The 20,527-nt window shown below is 43.6% G+C and carries 13 protein-coding genes; 11 read left to right on the top strand and 2 right to left on the bottom strand.

Features of this window, described 5'->3' with window-relative positions:
- Positions 1-452 precede the first annotated feature (452 nt).
- The 3 genes from JGK16_RS09690 (at position 453) to JGK16_RS09680 (ending at position 8,340) form a co-directional block, all read left to right on the top strand.
- Positions 453-5,153 (top strand): PAS domain S-box protein, encoded by a 4,701-nt coding sequence (locus JGK16_RS09690; RefSeq protein ID WP_293190339.1) that lies wholly within the window; start codon positions 453-455, stop codon positions 5,151-5,153.
- The gene (locus JGK16_RS09685; protein WP_293190341.1) at positions 5,119-7,143 is read left to right on the top strand and encodes an adenylate/guanylate cyclase domain-containing protein; all 2,025 of its coding nucleotides are present in this window, start codon (positions 5,119-5,121) and stop codon (positions 7,141-7,143) included. The genes JGK16_RS09690 and JGK16_RS09685 overlap by 35 nt, the downstream gene beginning before the upstream one ends.
- A 306-nt stretch (positions 7,144-7,449) precedes the next feature.
- The gene (locus JGK16_RS09680; protein ID WP_293190343.1) at positions 7,450-8,340 is read left to right on the top strand and encodes an alpha/beta fold hydrolase; all 891 of its coding nucleotides are present in this window, start codon (positions 7,450-7,452) and stop codon (positions 8,338-8,340) included.
- Positions 8,341-8,637: 297 nt separating this feature from the next.
- Here the strand turns inward: JGK16_RS09680 and JGK16_RS09675 are convergent, their stop codons facing one another.
- Entirely contained in the window at positions 8,638-9,519 is an 882-nt protein-coding gene (locus JGK16_RS09675) for a Cof-type HAD-IIB family hydrolase (protein WP_293190345.1), read from the bottom strand.
- Between the two features lie 299 nt (positions 9,520-9,818).
- Between JGK16_RS09675 and JGK16_RS09670 the strand changes: the two genes are divergently transcribed.
- From JGK16_RS09670 to JGK16_RS09645, 6 genes are all read left to right on the top strand, one after another.
- On the top strand, positions 9,819-15,332 hold the full coding sequence (locus tag JGK16_RS09670) for an ATP-binding sensor histidine kinase (protein ID WP_293190347.1): 5,514 nt from the start codon (positions 9,819-9,821) through the stop codon (positions 15,330-15,332).
- Positions 15,333-15,379: 47 nt separating this feature from the next.
- Positions 15,380-16,792, top strand: a complete 1,413-nt coding sequence (locus JGK16_RS09665; RefSeq protein WP_293185645.1) for an adenylate/guanylate cyclase domain-containing protein — start codon at positions 15,380-15,382, stop codon at positions 16,790-16,792.
- Positions 16,793-16,948: 156 nt separating this feature from the next.
- The gene (locus JGK16_RS09660) at positions 16,949-18,082 is read left to right on the top strand and encodes a DUF5009 domain-containing protein (RefSeq protein ID WP_293190349.1); all 1,134 of its coding nucleotides are present in this window, start codon (positions 16,949-16,951) and stop codon (positions 18,080-18,082) included.
- Positions 18,083-18,192: 110 nt separating this feature from the next.
- Entirely contained in the window at positions 18,193-18,567 is a 375-nt protein-coding gene (locus JGK16_RS09655; protein ID WP_293185641.1) for a hypothetical protein, read from the top strand.
- A gap of 17 nt (positions 18,568-18,584) precedes the next feature.
- Positions 18,585-18,920: a hypothetical protein gene (locus JGK16_RS09650; RefSeq protein WP_293185639.1), complete on the top strand. Its 336-nt coding sequence runs from the start codon at positions 18,585-18,587 to the stop codon at positions 18,918-18,920.
- 52 nt (positions 18,921-18,972) lie between these two features.
- On the top strand, positions 18,973-19,185 hold the full coding sequence (locus JGK16_RS09645) for a DUF2281 domain-containing protein (protein WP_293185637.1): 213 nt from the start codon (positions 18,973-18,975) through the stop codon (positions 19,183-19,185).
- A gap of 7 nt (positions 19,186-19,192) precedes the next feature.
- On the opposite strand, the gene JGK16_RS09640 is transcribed toward JGK16_RS09645, so the two are convergent.
- Positions 19,193-19,774: a GNAT family N-acetyltransferase gene (locus JGK16_RS09640; protein ID WP_293185635.1), complete on the bottom strand. Its 582-nt coding sequence runs from the start codon at positions 19,772-19,774 to the stop codon at positions 19,193-19,195.
- A 380-nt stretch (positions 19,775-20,154) separates the two neighbouring features.
- Here JGK16_RS09640 and JGK16_RS09635 point away from each other — a divergent pair, with 380 nt between their 5' ends.
- Positions 20,155-20,376, top strand: coding sequence for a DUF433 domain-containing protein (locus JGK16_RS09635; RefSeq protein ID WP_293185633.1), 222 nt, complete (start codon positions 20,155-20,157; stop codon positions 20,374-20,376).
- Positions 20,377-20,385: 9 nt separating this feature from the next.
- Positions 20,386-20,526 carry a hypothetical protein gene (locus JGK16_RS09630; protein WP_293190351.1) on the top strand — a complete coding sequence of 47 codons (141 nt, stop codon included), beginning with the start codon at positions 20,386-20,388 and terminating at the stop codon, positions 20,524-20,526.
- The last annotated feature ends 1 nt before the right edge of the window (position 20,527 follow it).

The raw sequence follows: 20,527 nt of genomic DNA, 5'->3' as shown, positions 1-20,527 counted from the left end.
TTCCTGTAGTTTTAGGACTGTGGACTAAAATTACCAACGTAGATGTCTAACATTGACTACTTTTGGGTAGCTTTGTCCATGTTTTTACGAGCGGTTAGATGTACGAAAAGACGGATCGCAGCCCTAGAACAGAGTTAAAAAACTCAGGTTTAAAAATCTGGAGTGCCTAATCAATGATTTTTTTGGCAAAACTTAATATTTTCAGGGAATAATTGGATTTGTTTTTACGATAAAATATGGCAACAATTCGGTTAATAGGAGTTGGCAATCTAATATCGGGATCAAAAAAAACTAGGAAAAGGCACGTCAGTCAATGGACTTATCTAAAAAAATCTCTGTATGCTTAGTTTGAAAAGGCTTGATGAATCATTTGATTTTCAGGAAATTAATTTCTCGCTTCATTAAATAATTGACCTGCTAACAATAGACAGGAAAAATGGCTCTAGAAAAAAATGGTAATTGACAAAGAAAGCATTCACATTTTAGTTATTGATGACCAGCCTAACAACCTTCGGTTTATATCAAATATCTTAACGAAAGAAGGGTATAAAGTTCAGCGGGCTATTTCTGGAGGAATGGTTGTAAATGCTAAATTTACCGTTCTACCAGACCTGATTTTGCTAGATATTGCCATGCCCCGAATGAACGGCTACGAAGTATGCGAAAAACTGAAGGCCAACGAAAAGACTCGGGAAATTCCGGTAATTTTTCTGAGCGTTTTTAATGAAACTTTTCATAAGGTAAAAGCTTTTGAAATTGGCGGTGTTGACTACATTTCTAAGCCTTTTCAAGTGGAAGAAGTTTTAGCGCGGATCGAAAGTCAATTGACTATCCAGCAGCTATCGAAACAATTAAAACAGCAGAATGTCCAACTGCAACGAGAGGTAGAATTTCGGAAGCAGACAGAACAAGCACTCCGGGAAAGCAAAGCGCGGTTGCAGAAATTGGCGGTTAATATACCGGGCGTTATTTACCAATTAGTGCAAAATCCACAGGGAAGTTATAAGTTTGAATATATCAGTTATGCTTGTCGGGAAATTTACGAATTAGAGAGCGAAAAGATTTTAAAAGATGCTGGCTTGGTATGGGATCGAAATCATCCAGATGACCGAGAATATGTGATGGAAACGATTGCAGAAAGCGCTCGAACTTTAGAACCTTTTGCCTTTGAATGGCGGATTGTTACGCCGTCGGGAAAACTCAAATGGCTGCAATCTAATTCTCGACCAGAAATGCGCGACAATGGCGATATAGTTTGGTATGGCGTGCTTTTTGATATCAGCGATCGCAAGCAAGCAGAAATAGAAACTGCCGCAGCTAAATCTGCTTTAGAACGGAAAGTTCAGCGAGAGTTGCTGATTGCCAAAATAACTCAAGAAATTCGATCTAGCTTGCATCCAGAACAAATTTTTCAAACAGCCGCAACTCAAATCGGTCAGACATTCTACGTCAATCGCTGCTTGATTCATACTTACATTACTACTCCCCAAGTCGATATTCCTCTGGCGGCGGAGTATCTCGAACCCGAGTGGGAATCTATTTGGAACGTACCCATTCCTATTTGGGGAAATCCTCACATCGTACAAATGATGATACAAGATCGGCCGATCGCCTCCAACAATGTTTACTCAGACCCTCTTTTGCAAGCTATTAGACCGATTTGCCGCGAGATTGGGTTAAAATCGATGCTGGCAATTCGCACTTCCTACCAAGGCAGGGCAAATGGCGCTATCTGCTTGCACCAGTGCGATCGCTACCGGGAATGGACGAAAGATGAAATCGACTTGTTAGAAGCGGTGGCGGCTCAACTAGGGATAGCGCTGGCTCAAGTTCAACTGATCGATCGAGAGAAAAAGCGAATTGGGCAGCTCGATCGGCAAAATAAACAGTTGCAAGCAGAAATTCGCACCCGCATCCTCGCCGAGCAAGCTCTGCAAGAGTCAGAAGCAGAATTGCGGACTATTTTTGCTGCCATGACTGACATAGTTTTAGTGAGAAATGCAGAAGGGCGCTGCATCAAAATCGCACCGACATCAGCGACGAATTTTGCCAAACCTGCCAGCGAAATGATTAACAGAACCGCCCATCAAGTCTTGCCACAATCTGTAGCAGATTTGGTATTAAATACCATCCAACAAGTGATCAAAACGAAGCAAAGCATCAATGTTGAATATAGCTATACAGTTGGAGATCGCGAAGTTTGGCTAGATGCTAAAGTTTCTCCGCTGTCAGCAGAATCAGTAATTATGGTAGCGCGAGATATTACCGATCGCAAACAAGCAGAATCTGCACTCCGAGAAAGCCAGCACTTCATTCAGGCGATCGCCGATTCCAATCCCAACCTATTGTACGTTTACGATTTAATTGAGCAGCGGAATGTCTACACCAACCGCCAAATTGCGACGATCCTCGGCTACGGGGCAGAAGAAATACAAGATATGGGTAAAGCCATGCTCCAAACTCTGGTGCACCCCGAGGATTTATCGGCTTTTTTTCAACATATTCAAAAGTTCGATCGATCTCAAGGTGGTGACATCATCGAATTTCAATACCGGATGAGGCACAAAAACGGCGAATGGCGGTGGATGCACAGTTGGGATACAGTATTTCTGAGACAAGCTGATGGTAAACCGAAACAAATTCTCGGCACGTCTAATGATATCACGGATCGCAAATTAGCCGAAGAAAAACTGCTAGCATCGCAGCAAAGAATCTCATTTTTATTGCAGCAAACGCCGATCGCAGTGATCGAGTTAAACCTGAGTTTAGAAATTATCACTTGGAATCCCGCAGCAGAAGCTATTTTTGGCTACAGCGAGCAAGAAGCCAAAGGGAGAGTCGCCACCGATTTGATTGTACCTGAAAGCTACCGCCAACAAGCATCTGAGATTTTCGATCGTGGCTTGAGTGCCAAATCCAGCGCCACTTCCGAAAATCTGACCAAAGACGGCAGAATTATCATCTGCGAGTGGTACAATACTGAGCTAATTGACGAGAATGGCAAAGCAATCGGTACGGCTTCAATGGCTGTAGATATTACCGAACGCAAGCAAGCAGAAACCGAATTGCAAGAAAGTGCTTTGCGCCAAAGAGCGATCGCCCGCATCATTGAAAGAATGCGGCAGACTTTAGATCTCCGAGAAATTTTTCACGCGACAACCCGAGAATTGCGCCAAACCATGAAATGCGATCGAGTCGGGCTTTACCGTTTCAATCCTGACTGGAGCGGCGAATTTGTAGCCGAATCCGTTGACAGCAAGTGGATTTCTTTCATCCAAGCACAGCAAATAGACCCCAACTTCACAGAAGGCGCCTTAGAAAGCGAAAATTGCCTCGTCCAAAAATTCGATAGCACCTCACAAGAAATCTGCGATACTTATTTGCAAGAAACCGCAGGTGGAGCCTACAGCAGAGGTAAAACTTACCTTTGCGTCCAAGATATTTACAAGCAAGGCTTCAGCCCTTGTTACATCGAATTGCTAGAAAGATTTCAAGCCAAATCCTATATTACCGTCCGAATTTTCTGCGGTGACAAGCTCTGGGGATTGCTAGCATCCTATCAAAATTCAGCTCCCCGTCAGTGGAGCGAAGCTGAAATCAACGTTGCAGTTCATGTAGGCACCCAGCTAGGAGTAGCATTGCAGCAAGCCGAATTGCTCGCTCGCACTCAAAGGCAGTCAATGGAACTGATTAAATCCAAAGAAAACGCGGAAGTTGCCAACCGCGCCAAAAGCCAATTTCTCGCTTCCATGAGTCACGAATTGCGGACGCCTCTCAATGCCATTCTCGGTTTTTCCCAAGTCATGGCTCGCAACATTTCTATCACACCAGAACAAAAAGAATACATAGAAATTATCAACCGCAGCGGCGAACATTTGCTAGAACTCATCAATGATGTTTTGTCAATGTCCAAAATAGAAGCAGGTCAAATTACCATTAATGAAAGCCGCTTCAACCTCTACAACATTCTCGACAGCCTCAGAGAAATGCTGCAACTAAAAGCCAACTCCAAAGGCTTGCATCTAATCTTTGAAAATATCGGCGATTTGCCGCAGTACATTCAAACAGACGAATCTAAATTGCGGCAAGTTTTAATTAACTTGCTCGGCAATGCAATTAAATTTACTCAACACGGAATTGTTACTCTGCGCGTTAGCAGCCAAGCAGAAACCAACGTGAGTGAAGAAAATCAATCTCAATTGCTGTTTGAAATTTCCGACACCGGCCCCGGCATTTCCCCCTTGGAACTTCCCACATTATTCAAGCCCTTCGTACAAACCGAAACAGGTCGAAGATCCATGCAGGGAACCGGGCTAGGATTGCCGATCAGCCAACAGTTTGTCAGGATTATGGGAGGTGATATTTCTGTGGAAAGTCAACTCGGTCAAGGCACAACTTTCACGTTTAATATCCAGGTTAAGTTAGTAACAGAAAGCGACGAACAAGAAAAAACGACGGCAAAACAAGTTATTGCTTTAGAAGCCGGACAGCAAATTTATCGGATATTAATAGTTGAAGATGTAGCCGAAAATCGCCAACTGCTGCTTAAGTTGCTCGCACCGCTGGGATTTGAAGTCGAGGAAGCAACTAACGGTCAAGAAGGAATTGCTTTACAGTCAACTTGGAAGCCGCACCTGATCTTAATGGATATGCTGATGCCAGTGATGGACGGGTACGCAGCAACCAAACTGATCAAACAAACTCCAGAAGGAAAAGAAACCATAATTATTGCCCTGACTGCTAGTGCTTTTGACGAGCAGCGACACATAATTTTGTCTGCTGGTTGTGATGATTTCATTTGTAAACCGTTTCGGGAAGAGGTACTATTTGAAAAGATAGCTCATCACCTGAACCTGCGGTATATTTATGAGGAAGAAAACTCATCTACTTCTGGTTCGGCACCGCAACTGCTGAAAAGTTTGACCGCGGAGGATTTGAGTGTAATGCCCAGAGACTGGGTAGTCGATTTGTACCAAGCAGCACTTTGCGTTGACGACAATCGCATTCTCCAACTGATCGAGCAAATTCCCGAAACTGAAGCAAATCTAGCTAACGCTTTAAAAGATTTGGTCGAGAATTTTCGGATAGATATCATTATTGATTTAACTCAATTATATTATGATGAACGACCAGCCACTACCAGCGACTCCTAGAGACATTCTGATCGTTGACGATATGCCGGACAATTTGCGACTTTTATCCACTATGCTCGGATCCCACGGGTATCAAGTCAGGAAGGCGATTAACGGACAACTGGCTCTGCAAGCGGCACAAATGTCTCCTCCGGATCTAATTTTACTAGATATTAATATGCCGAAAATGAACGGCTATGAAGTTTGTCAGCAGTTAAAAATAATTGAAAATACTAAAGATATTCCGGTGATTTTTATTAGTGCGCTAGATGACGTGCTGGAAAAAGTTAAAGCTTTTCAAGTAGGAGGAGTAGATTATATTACTAAGCCTTTTCAAGTAGAAGAAGTTTTGGCCCGCGTCGAAAACCAACTTTCGCTGCGATCGCTGCAATCGAAACTGCAACAGCAAGCCAGGGAATTGCACGATCGCAATTCGAGATTGCAGGAAGAAATCGCGGAACGGCAGCGGGCTCAAGAATCAATCCGGTTTTTGCTGGAAATTACGCGGGCGATCGGCGAAGCTGTAAACTTTGACTCAGCTTTAGAAGTAATTCTGCACCAAGTTGGCGAAACAATCGGATGGGATTTAGGAGAAGCTTGGATTCCCAATGCAGAAAGAACTTTCCTGGAATCTGCCAGGGGTTGGTATGCGGGCAACGCCAGCATGGACTGGTTCCGCAGGGAAAGCAAAAAACTGACATTTGCCAGGAATATTGGGCTACCGGGACGAGTTTGGGTATCCAAGCAACCGGAGTGGGTAGAAGATATTACCCAGGGCTACCCGCCTTTTACTCGAAGTCAAATAGCACAAGCAACCGGATTTAAAGCAGCTTTTGGTGTGCCGATTGTGGTAGGCGATGAACTCTTGGCAGTGCTGGTTTTCTTTAAAATTTTGCCAGGTAGGAAAGACGCGCGATTTATAGATGTTTTTGATGCTGTAGGCAGTCAATTAGGTTCTTTGATTCAGCGCAAAAAAGCCGAAGAATTACTGCGAATTGCTGAAGAAAGATATCACAGTATTGTCGAAAATGCGATGGAAGGCATTTTTCAAAGCACGCCTTCAGGAGGGTTTATTAGCGCTAATCCAGCTTTAGCAAAATTGTATGGTTATAACTCGCCAGCAGAACTGATGTTATGTATTAAAAATACTTCTCAAGTGTACATTGAGCCGGAACGCCGCCAGGAATTCGAGGCGGCTATGGATGCACAAAATGCTGTGTTGGGGTTTGAATCTATGGTCTCTCACAAAGACGGCCACCGGATTTGGGTATCAGAAAATGCCCGAGCTGTTAGAGATGAAAAAGGTGAGCTGATGTATTATGAAGGTACTGTTTCTGATATTACAGAGCGTAAATTAGCTCAAGAAGCGCTCAAAGTTCAACAGGAACAAAGCGAGAAGTTGCTGTTAAATATTTTACCGAAACCAATAGCTGAACGTTTGAAAGCGGAGCAAACTACAATTGCTGATAGTTTTGCAGAAGTCAGTGTTTTATTTGCTGATATTGTTGGCTTTACTGAACTGTCGGCGAGAATGTCTCCGACGGAGTTGGTAAAGCGATTGAACGTGATTTTTTCGCACTTTGACCAGTTAGCTGAAAAGTACGGTGTGGAGAAAATTAAGACGATTGGTGATGCTTATATGGTAGTTGGGGGATTGCCGACGCCGAGAGACGATCATGCTGAGGCGATCGCCCAAATGGCCTTGGGAATGCAGGCAAAAATAGCTAAGTTGTCGGCCGAGACAGGAGAAAAACTGGCAATTCGCATCGGTATCAATTCCGGGCCGGTGGTAGCGGGAGTGATTGGTGTGAGCAAGTTTACCTATGATTTGTGGGGAGATACGGTGAATGTGGCGGCGAGGATGGAAGTTACGGGATTTTCCGGCAGCATTCAAGTTACTGATGTCACTTATGAGCTTTTGAAAGATAAGTATTTGTTTGAGAGGCGAGGGATGATTCCGGTAAAAGGTAAGGGGGAGATGATGACTTATTGGTTGTTGCAAAAAAAGTAAAAATTGGGAATGGGGCATGGGGCATCGGGCATGGGTCATGGGGCATGGGGCATTGGGCATTGGGCATTGGGCATTGGGCATTGGGCATTGGGTATTGCAACTGACAACAAATAACCAATCACCAATCACAAATCACCAATCACAAATCACCAATCACAAATCACCAATCACAAATCACCAATCACCAATCACCAATCACCAATCATTAATCATTAATCATTAATAATTCATGACTACTGACTACTGACTACTGACTTCTTCCTTCTGCTATGATGAAAGTAGTTAACGAAACTTTACATAATAGCCGTGACTGCACAACAATTAGTATCTGCAACCAGCTTTGAAAAATTAATTTGGACTTGGAAAGGTCACAAAATCCAATATACCGTCCAAGGCACGGGCCGCCCTCTGATTTTGATTCATGGATTTGGGGCTTCGATCGGGCATTGGCGGCAAAATATCCCCGCACTCGCTGCCGGCGGCTACCGCGTATTTGCCCTGGACTTGTTGGGATTCGGGGCTTCCGGGAAACCGGCCCTCGATTACACCCTGGAATTGTGGGAAGAATTACTCACCGATTTCTGGGCAGATTTGGTACAGGAACCGGCGGTATTTGTCGGAAATTCGATCGGCGCATTGCTAAGTTTGATGGTAGTCGCCAACCATCCAGAAATCTCCGCCGGCGGTGTCTTAATCAACTGTGCCGGCGGACTCAACCACCGACCCGAAGAACTGAGTTTTCCCCTGGGATTAATCATGGGGACTTTTGCTAAATTAGTTCGATCGCCCATCATCGGCCCCTTTGTCTTCAACAACATCCGGCAAAAACACCGCATCCGCAACACCCTGCGCCAAGTCTACGGCAATCGGGAAGCCATTACCGACGAACTCGTAGAACTCCTCCACGCGCCCTCCTGCGAGCCCGGAGCTCAACAAGTATTTGCCTCGATTCTCACGGCCCCAGCAGGCCCTCAACCGTCGGAATTGCTGCCAAAGGTCGATCGTCCGTTATTGGTACTTTGGGGCGCAGATGACCCCTGGACGCCGATCGCCGGTAGCCAGATTTACCAAGAATTGGCCACCAACGGTAAACCCGTCAAATTTGTCTCAATTCCCAACACAGGCCACTGTCCCCACGACGAACGACCAAATGAGGTGAATACTCTGATTTTGGACTGGCTGGTTGAATTCAAGTAAATTTTTTCGGCTTGGATGGATGTGCAGGGCGATCGGCTAAACCCTTGCATTACAAAGGTTCTGCCTCGATCGCACGCACCCGCAGCAGACTCAAAAAAAAACTTTTGTTAAAAGTATTGACACAATGTACTGAGTTAGCTATATTAATGGACGTGTGAGGAGCGAACCAGAAGAAGCACCGAGACGAAACACGGCCAGTCGTCGGTGCTTTTTCTGTTGAAAGACATTTTTAAAATTATAGGGACACGGCAGTGCCGTGCCCCTATAATTTTGGGAAAATTATTATTGCTACAAATATCAGCGATCGCCCAAAACAAATTGTTCGATCGCCAACGCCACCCCATCATCCTCCACATCCGGCGCCACCCAATTAGCAACAGCCTTCACCCCATCAGGAGCATTCCCCATCGCCACGCCCACACCCGCGTAGGAAATCATTTCTAGATCGTTAAAATTGTCGCCGATCGCCATCACATTCGCCGCCTGCAAACCCAAAATTTCCTCCGCCAAATACTTCACCGCATCTCCCTTATTCGCCAAAGGATGCGTCGCTTCAAAAAAAGTAGCAACGGATCGAGTTAAATAAAGCTCCGCAGGCGTGTAACGCTCGCGCATACTAATGAGCAAGCCGTCGAGTACCTCCGGATTCTGGCACAAAGCCAAGACTTTCGTCGGTTCCCCCGGAATATCTCGCCGCAAATCTTTAATTACATTTGGTTCAATACCCGATCGTTCGGCATAAAGTCGGGTAGCTGTGGTAATTTCCGGTACATACAGTTTATCGTCAATGTAGAAATGGATCGACAGGAGCGATCGCAATTCCGGTACTTCAAAATGCTCTAACAATTGCAAAGCCCTTGGTATCGACAGCGGTAAGTGGCGCAGCCGCTTTTGACTCGCGACATCTTGAATCCACGCGCCCTGGTAGCAAATCAGCGGCAGAGTTGAGCCGATATGCGAGTGGAAACGCAAAGCAGACTGGTACATCCTGCCCGTAGCGACAGCTACTTTCACTCCCCGCGACTGGGCTGCCGAAATGGCCTGCTTGACCGGTTCTCGGATCTGATTTGACAAACCTGCGATCGTCCCGTCGATATCCACTACCAGTAGTTTAATGTCTGCGGTGCCCAAAGCGCGATCGGTCGCAGTAGCTGGATTTGAGGCAGTTATATTCTGCATGATTGTTTTGAGATTTTACCTGTTGATTTGCACGCACCAGTTTATTTTGGCACTGGCGCGATCGCAAAATACAATTTTTGATTTTTTGAATACTACAATATAGATAAGTATTACCTGAAGTCAGGACACGGCAGTGCCGTTTCCCTACGATTAATCTGGTGTAGAAATCAGGACACGGCAGTGCCGTTTTCCTACGATTAATCTGGTGTAGGGACTAAGGCCAAGCCGTCTCCTCTCTATCATTCCAGCCCAGCCGAAATTTATATAAAACTTCAATTTTTAAATCACTCCCAAACAGCATGATTACTATTCCAGGATACCGCATTGACGGAGAACTTTATACAAACCCCCACACAGTTATTTATCGAGGGATGCAGCTTGAAGAACAAAAACCAGTTATCCTGAAAACTCTCACACCGACCTACCCTACCCCAGCGCGAATAGCCCAACTCCTGCACGAAGCAGAAATCCTTAAAAATTTAAATTTACCAGGAATAGTCAAACTTTACAAGCTTGAAAAATACAATCACTTTCCTGTTTTAATTTTAGAAGATTTTGGTGGCATTTCCCTAAAAGATTTTCTCAGCACCAACCAGCTAGAGTTACAACAATTTCTCCAAATAGGCATAAAACTAGCAGAAACTCTCGGACAACTCCACGAAAATCACATCATTCACAAAGATATTAAACCCAGCAATATTATTGTCAATATCCAGACTGGGGATGTCAAAATTACTGATTTTGCGATCGCCTCCCTGCTACCAGGCGAAAACCCCACCCTGGCCCACCCCCATTTACTCGAAGGAACCCTCGCCTATCTGTCTCCCGAACAAACGGGACGCATGAATCGGGCGATCGACTACCGCACCGATTTTTATTCTTTAGGCGTCACTTTTTATGAAATGCTCTGCGGCGAATTGCCTTTTAATGCGATCGATCCGATGGAATTAGTGCACTGCCATATTGCTAAAACGCCCGTTTCTCCTGGCGAAAATAGAAAGCAGAAAGTCAAAGGCAGCATCAATCAAACAGAAAGCGACGAGATTCCTCTAGCCGTTGACGATATCGTAATGAAGCTATTAGCAAAAACTGCCGAAGACAGGTATAAAAGTGCTTTCGGACTTTTGTACGACTTGGAAAATTGTCTCGCTCAACTCCAAACAAGCGGCGCAATTTCTCACATCACCCTCGGCGAGCAAGATCGGTCAACTCACCTGCAAATTTCCCAAAAACTTTACGGACGAGAAGCCGAAGTTAATCTACTTCTCAATACGTTCGATCGCATGAAGCGAGGCTATACAGAAATCCTACTTATTTCCGGTTGTGCCGGCCTTGGCAAATCGTCGCTTGTCTATGAAATTTACCAACCCATACTCCGGGAAAATGGGTATTTTATTGACAGCAAATTTGAGAAATTCAAGCGCGATATTCCCTACGCTTTTTTGCTCCAAGCTTTTCAAGACTTGTTGCAGCAAATTCTCACAGAAACAGCCGCCAAAGTGCTAGTTTGGAAACAAAAAATTTTAAATGCTCTCGGTAGCAACTGCCAAGTAATTATTGAAGTTATTCCCGAAGTAGAACTGATTGTCGGGTCGCAGCCTTCTGTGCCAGATTTAGGATCGAATGAATCTCAAAATCGCTTTAATTTAGTATTTCAAAAATTCATCCGCATCTTTACTCAAAAAGCACACCCGCTGGTAATTTTTCTCGATGACTTGCAGTGGATTGATTCAGCCTCGCTCAAGTTAATCCAACTGCTAGCAACTGACATGGCCAGCCAATACTTATTAATAATCGGAGCCTATAGAGAATCAGAAGTAGATGCAAATCATCCCGTAATGCTAGCCGCAGAAACAATTAGGAAAGCAGGCGGGAATGTAAGTACGATCGCCCTTTTGCCTTTAGATATTAACAGCGTCAATCAACTCGTCGCGGATACTCTGAGCTGCGCCCCAGAAAAATCGCTACCTTTGGGACAATTACTGTTTCACAAAACCGGAGGAAATCCATTTTTTATAGCCCAATTGCTGAAGTCTCTTTACTCCCAAAAAATGCTACAATTTAAATTTGTAGCCTCTGAAAATTCGGTCGATCGAGCCGAACCTCACTTGTCTGACTTTGCCGAACAAATCCCAGAACAAGCTGTGAAAAAATGCAAAATCACAGGCGAGTGGCAGTGGGACATTGAGCAAATACAAGAAATAGGAATAACTGACAATGTTGTGGAATTAATGATAGACAACATTCAGAAACTTTCAGGTAATACGCAGGAACTGCTAACATTAGCCGCTTGTATAGGCAACAAATTTGATTTAGCAATTCTCTCCCAAATCAGCGAACAACCTCTGACTTCCGCAGCAACACACCTCTGGGAGGCAGTTCAGTCCGGTCTGATTTTGCCCGTGAATAACGCTTACAAAATTCCGATCGCACTAGCAGCAAGCACAGGGTTAACAGACCAAATATCTAGAGACGTTACAGATGAATTGTCCCTACCAGTTGCTGATGCTGGTAGCGCAACTTATAAATTTTTGCACGAGCGAGTTCAGCAAGCAGCTTACGCTTTAATATCCGAATCTCAGAAACAAGAAATTCATCTCAAAATCGGCAGATTCTTGCTGCAAAACGCGCATCCAGAGCAATTAGAAAACCATATTTTCGATTTAGTCAACCAACTAAATGCAGCCCAACCAATCATCAGCAGTGAATTAGAAAAACTTCATTTATGTAAATTAAATTTAATGGCGGGCCGCAAAGCAAAAGCCAGTGCAGCTTATGAACTCGCTGTCAAATATTTGGCCGCAGGTATTGCATTGCTTCCCATGCAAAGTTGGCAAACCGACTACGACTTGACTCTTGCACTCTACGAGTCAGCAGCAGAAGCAGCTTACCTCAATACCGATTTTGAACAAATGGAAAAATGGGCAAAAATTGTCTTGCAATACGCCAAAAATGAACTAGACAAAATCAAAGTTTTTGAAATCCGAATCACAGCTTGTGCGATGCAAACCAAACTGCAAGAAGCGGTAACAATTGGTCGGGAATCACTCACAATGTTAGGAATAAACTTTCCAAAATCGCCAACTCCCCTCCACATTCAGCAAGCACTTACCAAAACCTCAGCTTATTTAACAGGAAAAAAGATAGAAGATTTAATTGACTTGCCTATGATGACCGAGCCGCGTAAATTAGCAACTATGCGCGTCCTTTCCAGTATGTTGTCGGCTACCTCGATTGTTGAACCCATACTGTTGCCGTTGATTGTCTGCGAGCAAGTTAATTTATCTATAAACTACGGAAACTCTGCTTTTTCTGCCTTCGGTTATGCTAATTACGGAGCAATTTTAAAAGGAATAGTTAGAGACATTGAATCGGGCGAGCGATTTGGTCAATTAGCATTAAATTTGATCGCTCGGCTAAATGCTTTAGAATTCAAAAGCAAGACTCTTAATTTAGTTGCCTTCATTTTGATGCACGGCAAACATCACGTTAAAGATACTTTACCTCTGTTAGAAGAAGCCTATCAAAGCGCGCTCGAAAATGGTGATTTAGAATCGGTTGGATATTCTGCCGTAAATATTTGTCAGTCCTTGTATTTTATTGGTCAAGAATTGCCGCAACTGGAACGAAAAATGGTAAATGACAACCATTTGCTATTTCAACTAAAGCAAGAAACGGTATTGACTTGGAATCAAATATATTGGCAAACAGTTTTGCAATTGATGGGGAAAATGGAAAGCCCCGACATTTTATTACGTGAAGCTTACAGCGAAAAAACATTATTGCCGCTGCTGTTGAAAGTTAACGATCGAGTGGGACTTCAAACTTTTTACTTACAGAAATTAATATTAGCCTATTTATTTGGCAATGTCGAGCTGGCGCTAGAAAATGCAGCGCAAGCCGAAGTTTATTTAGACGGAGTTGTGGGGTTTATTAATGTTCCTGAATACCATTTTTATGATTCTCTAGCCCGACTCGCAGCATATCCATCGGCAACAAAAGAGGTACAAGAAGAGCATCTTTTTTACGCAAACACCAACCTAAAAAAAATGCAAAAAAAAGCACTTTCTGCGCCGATGAACCTCCAGCACAAATGTGACTTGATTGCCGCTGAAAAAGCTCGAATATTGGGAGATATTGTGAGAGCAATGGAATATTACGACTCCGCCATTGCCGGAGCGCAAACAAACGGATACATACAGGTACAAGCACTAGCAGCAGAATTGGCAGGAGCATTTTATTTATCGATTGGACGAGAAAGAATTGCGAAAACTTACTTGACAGAAGCGCGTTATTGCTATCAGCGCTGGGGAGCTAAAGCGAAAGTAGCGCATTTAGAATCAAAATACTCGCAGTTGCTGACTTCACCCTCGATTTCAACGAATATCGAAACTCACAAATCTACGAGTAGCGCTTGCACTACGAGCGACGGTGCAGGCGTACTAGACTTGACAACAGCAGTAAAAGCATCGCAAACCTTAGCGGGCGAAATAGTTCTAGACAAACTGCTGGCAAAACTGATGAAAATTGTTATTGAAAATGCCGGGGGACAAAAAGGCTTTTTAATACTAGAAAAATCTGGTCAATGGGTGATTGAAGCATCAGGCTCTGTGGATGTCGAGCGGGTTAATGTAATGCAATCAATTCCGATAGATTTTGTATGTGAAGATCGAGAAGTAACTTTGCTGGCAGTTTCTGTTGTCAACTACGTCGCCCGTACCCAGGAAAGTATAGTTTTAAATGATGCCACCCGCGAAGGACAATTTACTCGCGCACCTTATATAATTGCGGTTCAACCTAAATCAATTCTTTGCACTCCCTTAATCCATCAAGGCAAACTCAGTGGCATTTTATATTTAGAAAACAATCTGACTACAGGCGCTTTTACGCCAGACAGGTTGGAACTATTAAAACTGCTGTCTTCTCAAATTTCTATCTCGATTGAAAACGCCCAACTTTACATGAACTTGCAGCAATTCAATCAGAATCTTGAAAACTTAGTTCAGCAGCGTACCTGCGAATTGTCCCAAACTTTAGAAGACTTAAAATCGGCTCAAAATAAACTGGTAGAAGCGGAAAAAATGGCTGCTCTCGGAGGGTTGGTTGCAGGTGTCGCCCACGAAATAAATACTCCCATCGGCGTAGGTATCACTGCCGCCTCGCTACTGGCTGAAAAAGTCACCAAATTTTTGGATCTTTACAGCAAGGGACAAATTAAACGATCGGAGCTAGAAAAATTCCTGGATACGGCGCTGCAAAGCAGTAATATGATCTTATCCAACCTCACGCGGGCGGCAGATTTGATTCACAGTTTTAAAGAAGTGGCTGTAGATCAGTCGAGCGAATTAAAACGCACGTTTAACGTGAAAAACTATCTAGAGGAGATTTTGACATCCTTAAGCGCCAAACTCAGAAGAACTAAGCACAAAGTAGAGATTAAGTGCGATGAAAATATTGTACTGGACAGTTACCCCGGTGTGTTCTCTCAAATTGTGACAAATCTGGTGTTGAATTCCCTAATTCACGCTTACGATGGAGAAAATGGGGGGATTCTGGCGTTTGATTTGAAACTAGAGGGCGATCGGCTAATATTTGAATATGCCGATAACGGCAAAGGAATTACCCCAGAAAATCTCAGTAAAATTTTTGAACCATTCTTTACGACAAAAAGAGGTCAGGGCGGCACAGGATTGGGACTGCACATTATTTACAACCTTGTCACGCAAAAACTAAAAGGCAGAATTCGCTGCGAAAGTCAAGTACAAAAAGGCACAAAATTTATGATAGAATTTCCTGTTATAAGAAGAAATTAGTTATTATACTGTCAGTTTTAATATAATTCTATTTAGGAGAACGATAAATGTCAGAAGCTAGTAAAAATGTGTTGGCTGCGGGCGATGACGAATTAATAGTGGCAGGCGACGATGAATTAATATTTGCCGACGAAGACGAGACGGAAGACAAGCCGATCGCAGGCAGTTGGAAAATATTGATTGTAGACGATGAAATAGAAATTCATAATATTACAAAACTCGCTTTAAATGAATTTATATTTGAAAACAAAGCGATCGCATTTATCAGCGCTTACTCAGGTAAAGAAGCCAAAGAAATAATCGAAGCCCATCCAGACATAGCCTTGATTTTACTCGATGTAGTCATGGAAACAGAAGAGGCAGGCTTGGAAGTAGTAAAGTACATCCGCGATATTTTAGAGAATCAAGTAGTACGGATTATTTTGCGTACCGGACAGCCAGGACAAGTGCCAGAAGATGTAGTAATTGTCAGCTACGATATTAATGATTACAAAACAAAAACAGAACTAACAAACAAAAAGTTATTTACCACGGTAGTGACAGCACTCAGAGCATTTCGCGCCCTGACTCAAATTGAAGCCAGCAAAAGTGAACTAGAAAAAATAGCAGCAGCGTCAGCGCGCTTTGTACCCAAAGAATTTTTGAAATTCCTCCAAAGAGAAAGCATAGTTGATGCCAGATTGGGAGACTCTGTACAGGCAGAAATGACGATTATGTTTGCTGATATTCGTTCATTTACAAGTTTGTCAGAGAGTATGTCTCCCCGAGAAAATTTTGAATTTCTCAACTCTTACTTAAGCCGAGTTGGCCCAGTTATCCGCCAGTACAACGGTTTTATAGATAAATATATTGGCGACGGGATTATGGCTTTGTTTCCTAACTGTGCTGAAGATGCTGTGCAAGCGGGAATAGAGATGCAGCAGCAAGTTAAAATTTATAACAAACACAGACAAAATTGTGGATACAAACCTATTTCTATAGGGATTGGCTTGCATACTGGAACTTTAATGTTGGGTACTATTGGCGAGGCGGAACGGATGGAAAGTACAGTCATTTCTGATGCTGTAAATTTAGCCTCTAGGGTGGAAGGATTGACAAAGCTTTATGGAGTTGGTATTGTTGCTAGCGTTCAGACTTTGTGCCGGATTGACGACCCCCAACATTATAAGTGCCGATTTCTCGATCGCGTTCAAGTAAAAGGAAAACAAGCGCCGGTGGCTGTGTTTGAGATTTATGACGGCGATTCGGATATGATGATCGAACTAAAAGGAAAAACCCAAACTGATTTTGAACAGGGCATTTTTTTTCACTACCAGCAGCAATTCGCGCAAGCGAGGCAAATGTTTATGCGTGTCTTGCAAGTGAACAAGTATGATAAGGCTGCATTGTTTTATGCAGAACGCTGCGATATGTTGATGAAGAATGCACTGATTATGACTCTGGAAGGGATAGAGATATAGGGCATGGGGCATGGGGCATGGGGCATGGGGCATGGGGCATGGGGCATGGGGCATGGGGCATAGGGAATTGGGCCGAAAAGAATTAGGAAATGGGCATCAGCTAAGACAGTGAACAGTGAACAGTGAACAGTGAACAGTGAACAAATAACTTAATTTATGCGATTAAAATCTCTTGATGTTTTTCGCGGAATTGCGATCGCCTCAATGATTCTAGTGAACAACCCCGGCAGTTGGAAACAGGTGTATCCGCCGCTAGATCACGCAGAATGGCACGGGTGCACCCCGACAGACTTGGTATTTCCCTTTTTTCTGTTCATCGTTGGCTGTGCGATGTCCTTCTCGCTGTCAAAATATACTGAAACTACTACAAAAATAGAAACAAATATTTATTGGCGAATTGCGCGGCGGGCGGCGATTTTATTTGTATTAGGATTGCTGCTAAATACATCTTCGATCGCCCTTGACGTACTTTTGAACGGCGCCCCAGTGGAAAATTTCGGTAAAATCAGGATTATGGGAGTATTGCAGCGCATCGGTTTAGCGTATGCAATTAGTGCGATCGCGATTCTGAACCTTTCCCCCCGCAATCAAAAACTGCTCGCTGTTGCGGTGCTTTTAGGCTATTGGGGCGTATTATTCGTATTTGCTGTAGGGGGGTACACTGAATACGCACTGACGCCAGAGGGATATTTGGGTGGATATGTCGATCGGCTAATTCTGGGTAGCCAACACCTCTACAAAGGCGGCCCCTTCGATCCTGAAGGACTGTTGAGTACGTTACCAGCAGTTGTCACAGTTTTGTCTGGCTATTTTACAGGGGAATGGCTGCGCGTGCAGCCAATCAAAACCCGGACGAGTTTAAATTTAGTAATTAGTGGATTGTGTTGCTTAGTAATTGGTCATTTGTGGGGATTTTTATTTCCGATCAACAAACAATTGTGGACGAGTTCCTTTGTGGTTTTTACCGCTGGTTGGGCGTTGCTATTGCTAGCGGCTTGCTACGAAACAATAGAAGTGCGAAATTGGAAATGGGGATGGCCGTTTGAAATCATGGGATTGAATGCAATTTTCTTGTTTGTTGCCTCTGGTATTGTCGCTAGACTTTTGTTAAAAACTCATATCGGCATTGGTAAAACTGCTCCAACAACTTACACTTGGATTTATGAAAACTGGTTTGTGCCTTGGGCTGGGCCGTTGAATGGTTCTCTGGCTTTTGCAGTGACGGCGGTATTGTGTTGGTGGTTGATTTTGTATGGAATGTACCGTCGAGGTTGGGTGATTAAAATTTGAATTGTGGCTTGTTAAACAAGTGAGTTCGTTGATAAGTTGTGAACAACGAGTCTTGACAGTCAAAAGCTGTTTGTAGTATAATAGTTGTATATTTTTTTACGGTTTTTAACGTGGATATTCTAATTGAGTCAACAAGGGAATTTGAGAAAGATATTGCGCTGCTAAATGAAGATGAGAAAGCCGCAGTAATTCAAAAAATTAATTATTGTGCCAGCCTTTTTCCTACTCAAAAATCAAATGTGTATCGCAAGCTGCGTCGTCTCCCGCTATCGTCAGACCTGAATGGTTACGAGTCTTCGCTTTATACGCTACGAATTTCTCAAAAACTAAGAGTGGTTTTGGCGGTTGACGAAGACCCTATTTTTGGGCAAGCTATTTTTACTCTTTTTCGAGCAGTTCTACACGACGAACTCGATCGAGCATATAACGATGTAGCAGAGTCTTTGTATCAAGACCTACTTCAGGGCGATCGAGAAACTGCCTAGATATCATCAGCTTGGTTATGGCACAAAATCTTACTCTATGCGATGAATATGGCATTATTTACGAAGCTATGAAAATTTTGCCAGATGATGAGCTAAAGATTAGTTTTCTGGAAGCTTTAGCAGAACTTGAAGACCAGGAATGTCACAGAACGAGACAATTTCCCAAAACGAGACTGCATAAAGTTAAAGGTGTGAAGCAGGCAGTTTATCGCGCTGATATTGATAAAGTCTCAGGCTGGCGCATCCACGTTCAGTACGTCAATGGACAGATTCATCTTAAGGATATTATTGAAGGGCAAAGACACGACAATGTAATTGAGGTGATAAAATCCAAGAAGTCACGCTACCAGTAACTCTCAATTTTACCAAAATGTTTTTACTGAAGACAGCTAAGGAGAAGAAACAATGATACAGCCAGTGATTTTAGAAAAATTAGAAGAACTACCAGAGTCTTTTCAGACAGAGGTGCTTCATTACATCGAGTTTTTGATTGAGAAGTACGCTCAAAAATCTCCTCAAGAAAAACCACCGAAAAAGCGTCGTGTTGCAGGAACGATGGAAGGTATGATTATCATGGCAGATGATTTCGATGAGCCGCTTGAGGAAACGATCGACTAAAAAACCCTCAAAGGACTGCTCCATCTAGTTGTTGTACCCCTGGAACACACCAATCGTTTCGCAAAATTGCCCACAATGCCACGTCCTCAAACATCCCCCATTTTCGTACTCGTTGGCGCAGCATCCCTTCGTACACAAGCCCATTTTTTCGCAAAACTTGCCCGGAACTTGGATTTCTAATCATGTGGTAAGCGTAGAGTCGATTGAGTTCTAATTCTTCAAATCCAAATCGCAGCACTGGTTTTAAGGCTTCGCTCATATATCCCTGTCCCCACGCTTCAACGGCCAACCAAAAACTCAATTCAGCCTGAGAATGCTCTCGTTCAATGTCTCGAATTTCAATGATTCCGTTAAACTTCTTTTCAAATCTCTGCTCCATGACAAAGGTGACAGAATGCCCCGCTTCAAACTCAGCCTTTTGTCGAGCAATGTATCGCTCAGCTTCGCCATCGGGATAGGGATGAGGAATTGAAATCATGGTGTCAGCAATCTGACGAACACTAGCAGCAGCCTGGATTGAGGATAAATCTGCGCTAATGAGCGGACGCAAAATTAATCGATCTGTCAGTAGTTTAAATTGAGCGCTCATGAAACTATCCAACTGTGACTCTTTTCTGTTAAGGCACCCATTTGGGATCTGTTCTTAAAATATCAGGCCCAGGGTCAATCCGTCTTAACTAAATACCATTTATAAAAAGTCTTGTTACACAACAATTTTTTGGGTTGTTTGTTGAACGATTGTGTAAGGTGCGTCGCGATCGAGATTGTCGCTCTTTTCTTAGGGATTTTCGATCGCGACACACCCTACGAATACTTGACTGCGGACCGATCGACTAAAATCGATATATAGCCTTTCTCACATTCACGAGGTACAAGTCTTGACCTGAAAAGCTTTACGCTGTAAAGGTTCCAACATATCTTGGCATACCTCATCTTTCTGAAAAAGGCTATATTCAAAATACGTAAGCGATGATGAACCCCAGATTACCTATACCGATCGTTCATAGCGACCCCGACATTTTAGGCGGAACTCCTGTCTTTATCGGCACTCGCGTCCCGATGAAGACTTTGCTTGATTATCTCGAAGCTGGTGATTCGCTCAACGAGTTTCTCGACCATTTCCCTAGTGTCAGCCGCGAACAAGCGATCGTACTTCTCGCCACGATCCGATCGCCGCACAACAACATTTAACATTGATTGATGTCCGCTTCCTCAAGATCGATCGCCCGCCCGATCGGAAATCCGATCGCCCGCCCGACACATTTTCCACAAATTAACAGCCCAACCCTGCCAAACTCAACGATTTTAGCGATTTGCCGATCGCCCGCCAGCGCACCCTAAC

Origin of the sequence: Microcoleus sp. PH2017_09_SFU_O_A (genome assembly GCF_020738625.1) — a bacterium.
In the GTDB taxonomy this organism is placed as follows: Bacteria; Cyanobacteriota; Cyanobacteriia; order Cyanobacteriales; family Microcoleaceae; genus Microcoleus.
Note: the sequence above shows the minus strand (reverse complement) of the source record. Positions and strands in the feature narration are given on the sequence as shown.

What these genes read in the sequence shown, in the direction of transcription:
- JGK16_RS09690 (WP_293190339.1), top strand. Translation starts at nt 453, where the DNA reads ATGGTAATTGACAAAGAAAGCATTCACATTTTAGTTATTGATGACCAG.
- JGK16_RS09685 (WP_293190341.1), top strand. Translation starts at nt 5,119, where the DNA reads ATGATGAACGACCAGCCACTACCAGCGACTCCTAGAGACATTCTGATC.
- JGK16_RS09675 (WP_293190345.1), bottom strand. Translation starts at nt 9,519, where the DNA reads ATGCAGAATATAACTGCCTCAAATCCAGCTACTGCGACCGATCGCGCT.
- JGK16_RS09670 (WP_293190347.1), top strand. Translation starts at nt 9,819, where the DNA reads ATGATTACTATTCCAGGATACCGCATTGACGGAGAACTTTATACAAAC.
- JGK16_RS09665 (WP_293185645.1), top strand. Translation starts at nt 15,380, where the DNA reads ATGTCAGAAGCTAGTAAAAATGTGTTGGCTGCGGGCGATGACGAATTA.
- JGK16_RS09660 (WP_293190349.1), top strand. Translation starts at nt 16,949, where the DNA reads ATGCGATTAAAATCTCTTGATGTTTTTCGCGGAATTGCGATCGCCTCA.
- JGK16_RS09650 (WP_293185639.1), top strand. Translation starts at nt 18,585, where the DNA reads ATGGCACAAAATCTTACTCTATGCGATGAATATGGCATTATTTACGAA.
- JGK16_RS09645 (WP_293185637.1), top strand. Translation starts at nt 18,973, where the DNA reads ATGATACAGCCAGTGATTTTAGAAAAATTAGAAGAACTACCAGAGTCT.
- JGK16_RS09640 (WP_293185635.1), bottom strand. Translation starts at nt 19,774, where the DNA reads ATGAGCGCTCAATTTAAACTACTGACAGATCGATTAATTTTGCGTCCG.
- JGK16_RS09635 (WP_293185633.1), top strand. Translation starts at nt 20,155, where the DNA reads ATGATGAACCCCAGATTACCTATACCGATCGTTCATAGCGACCCCGAC.
- JGK16_RS09630 (WP_293190351.1), top strand. Translation starts at nt 20,386, where the DNA reads ATGTCCGCTTCCTCAAGATCGATCGCCCGCCCGATCGGAAATCCGATC.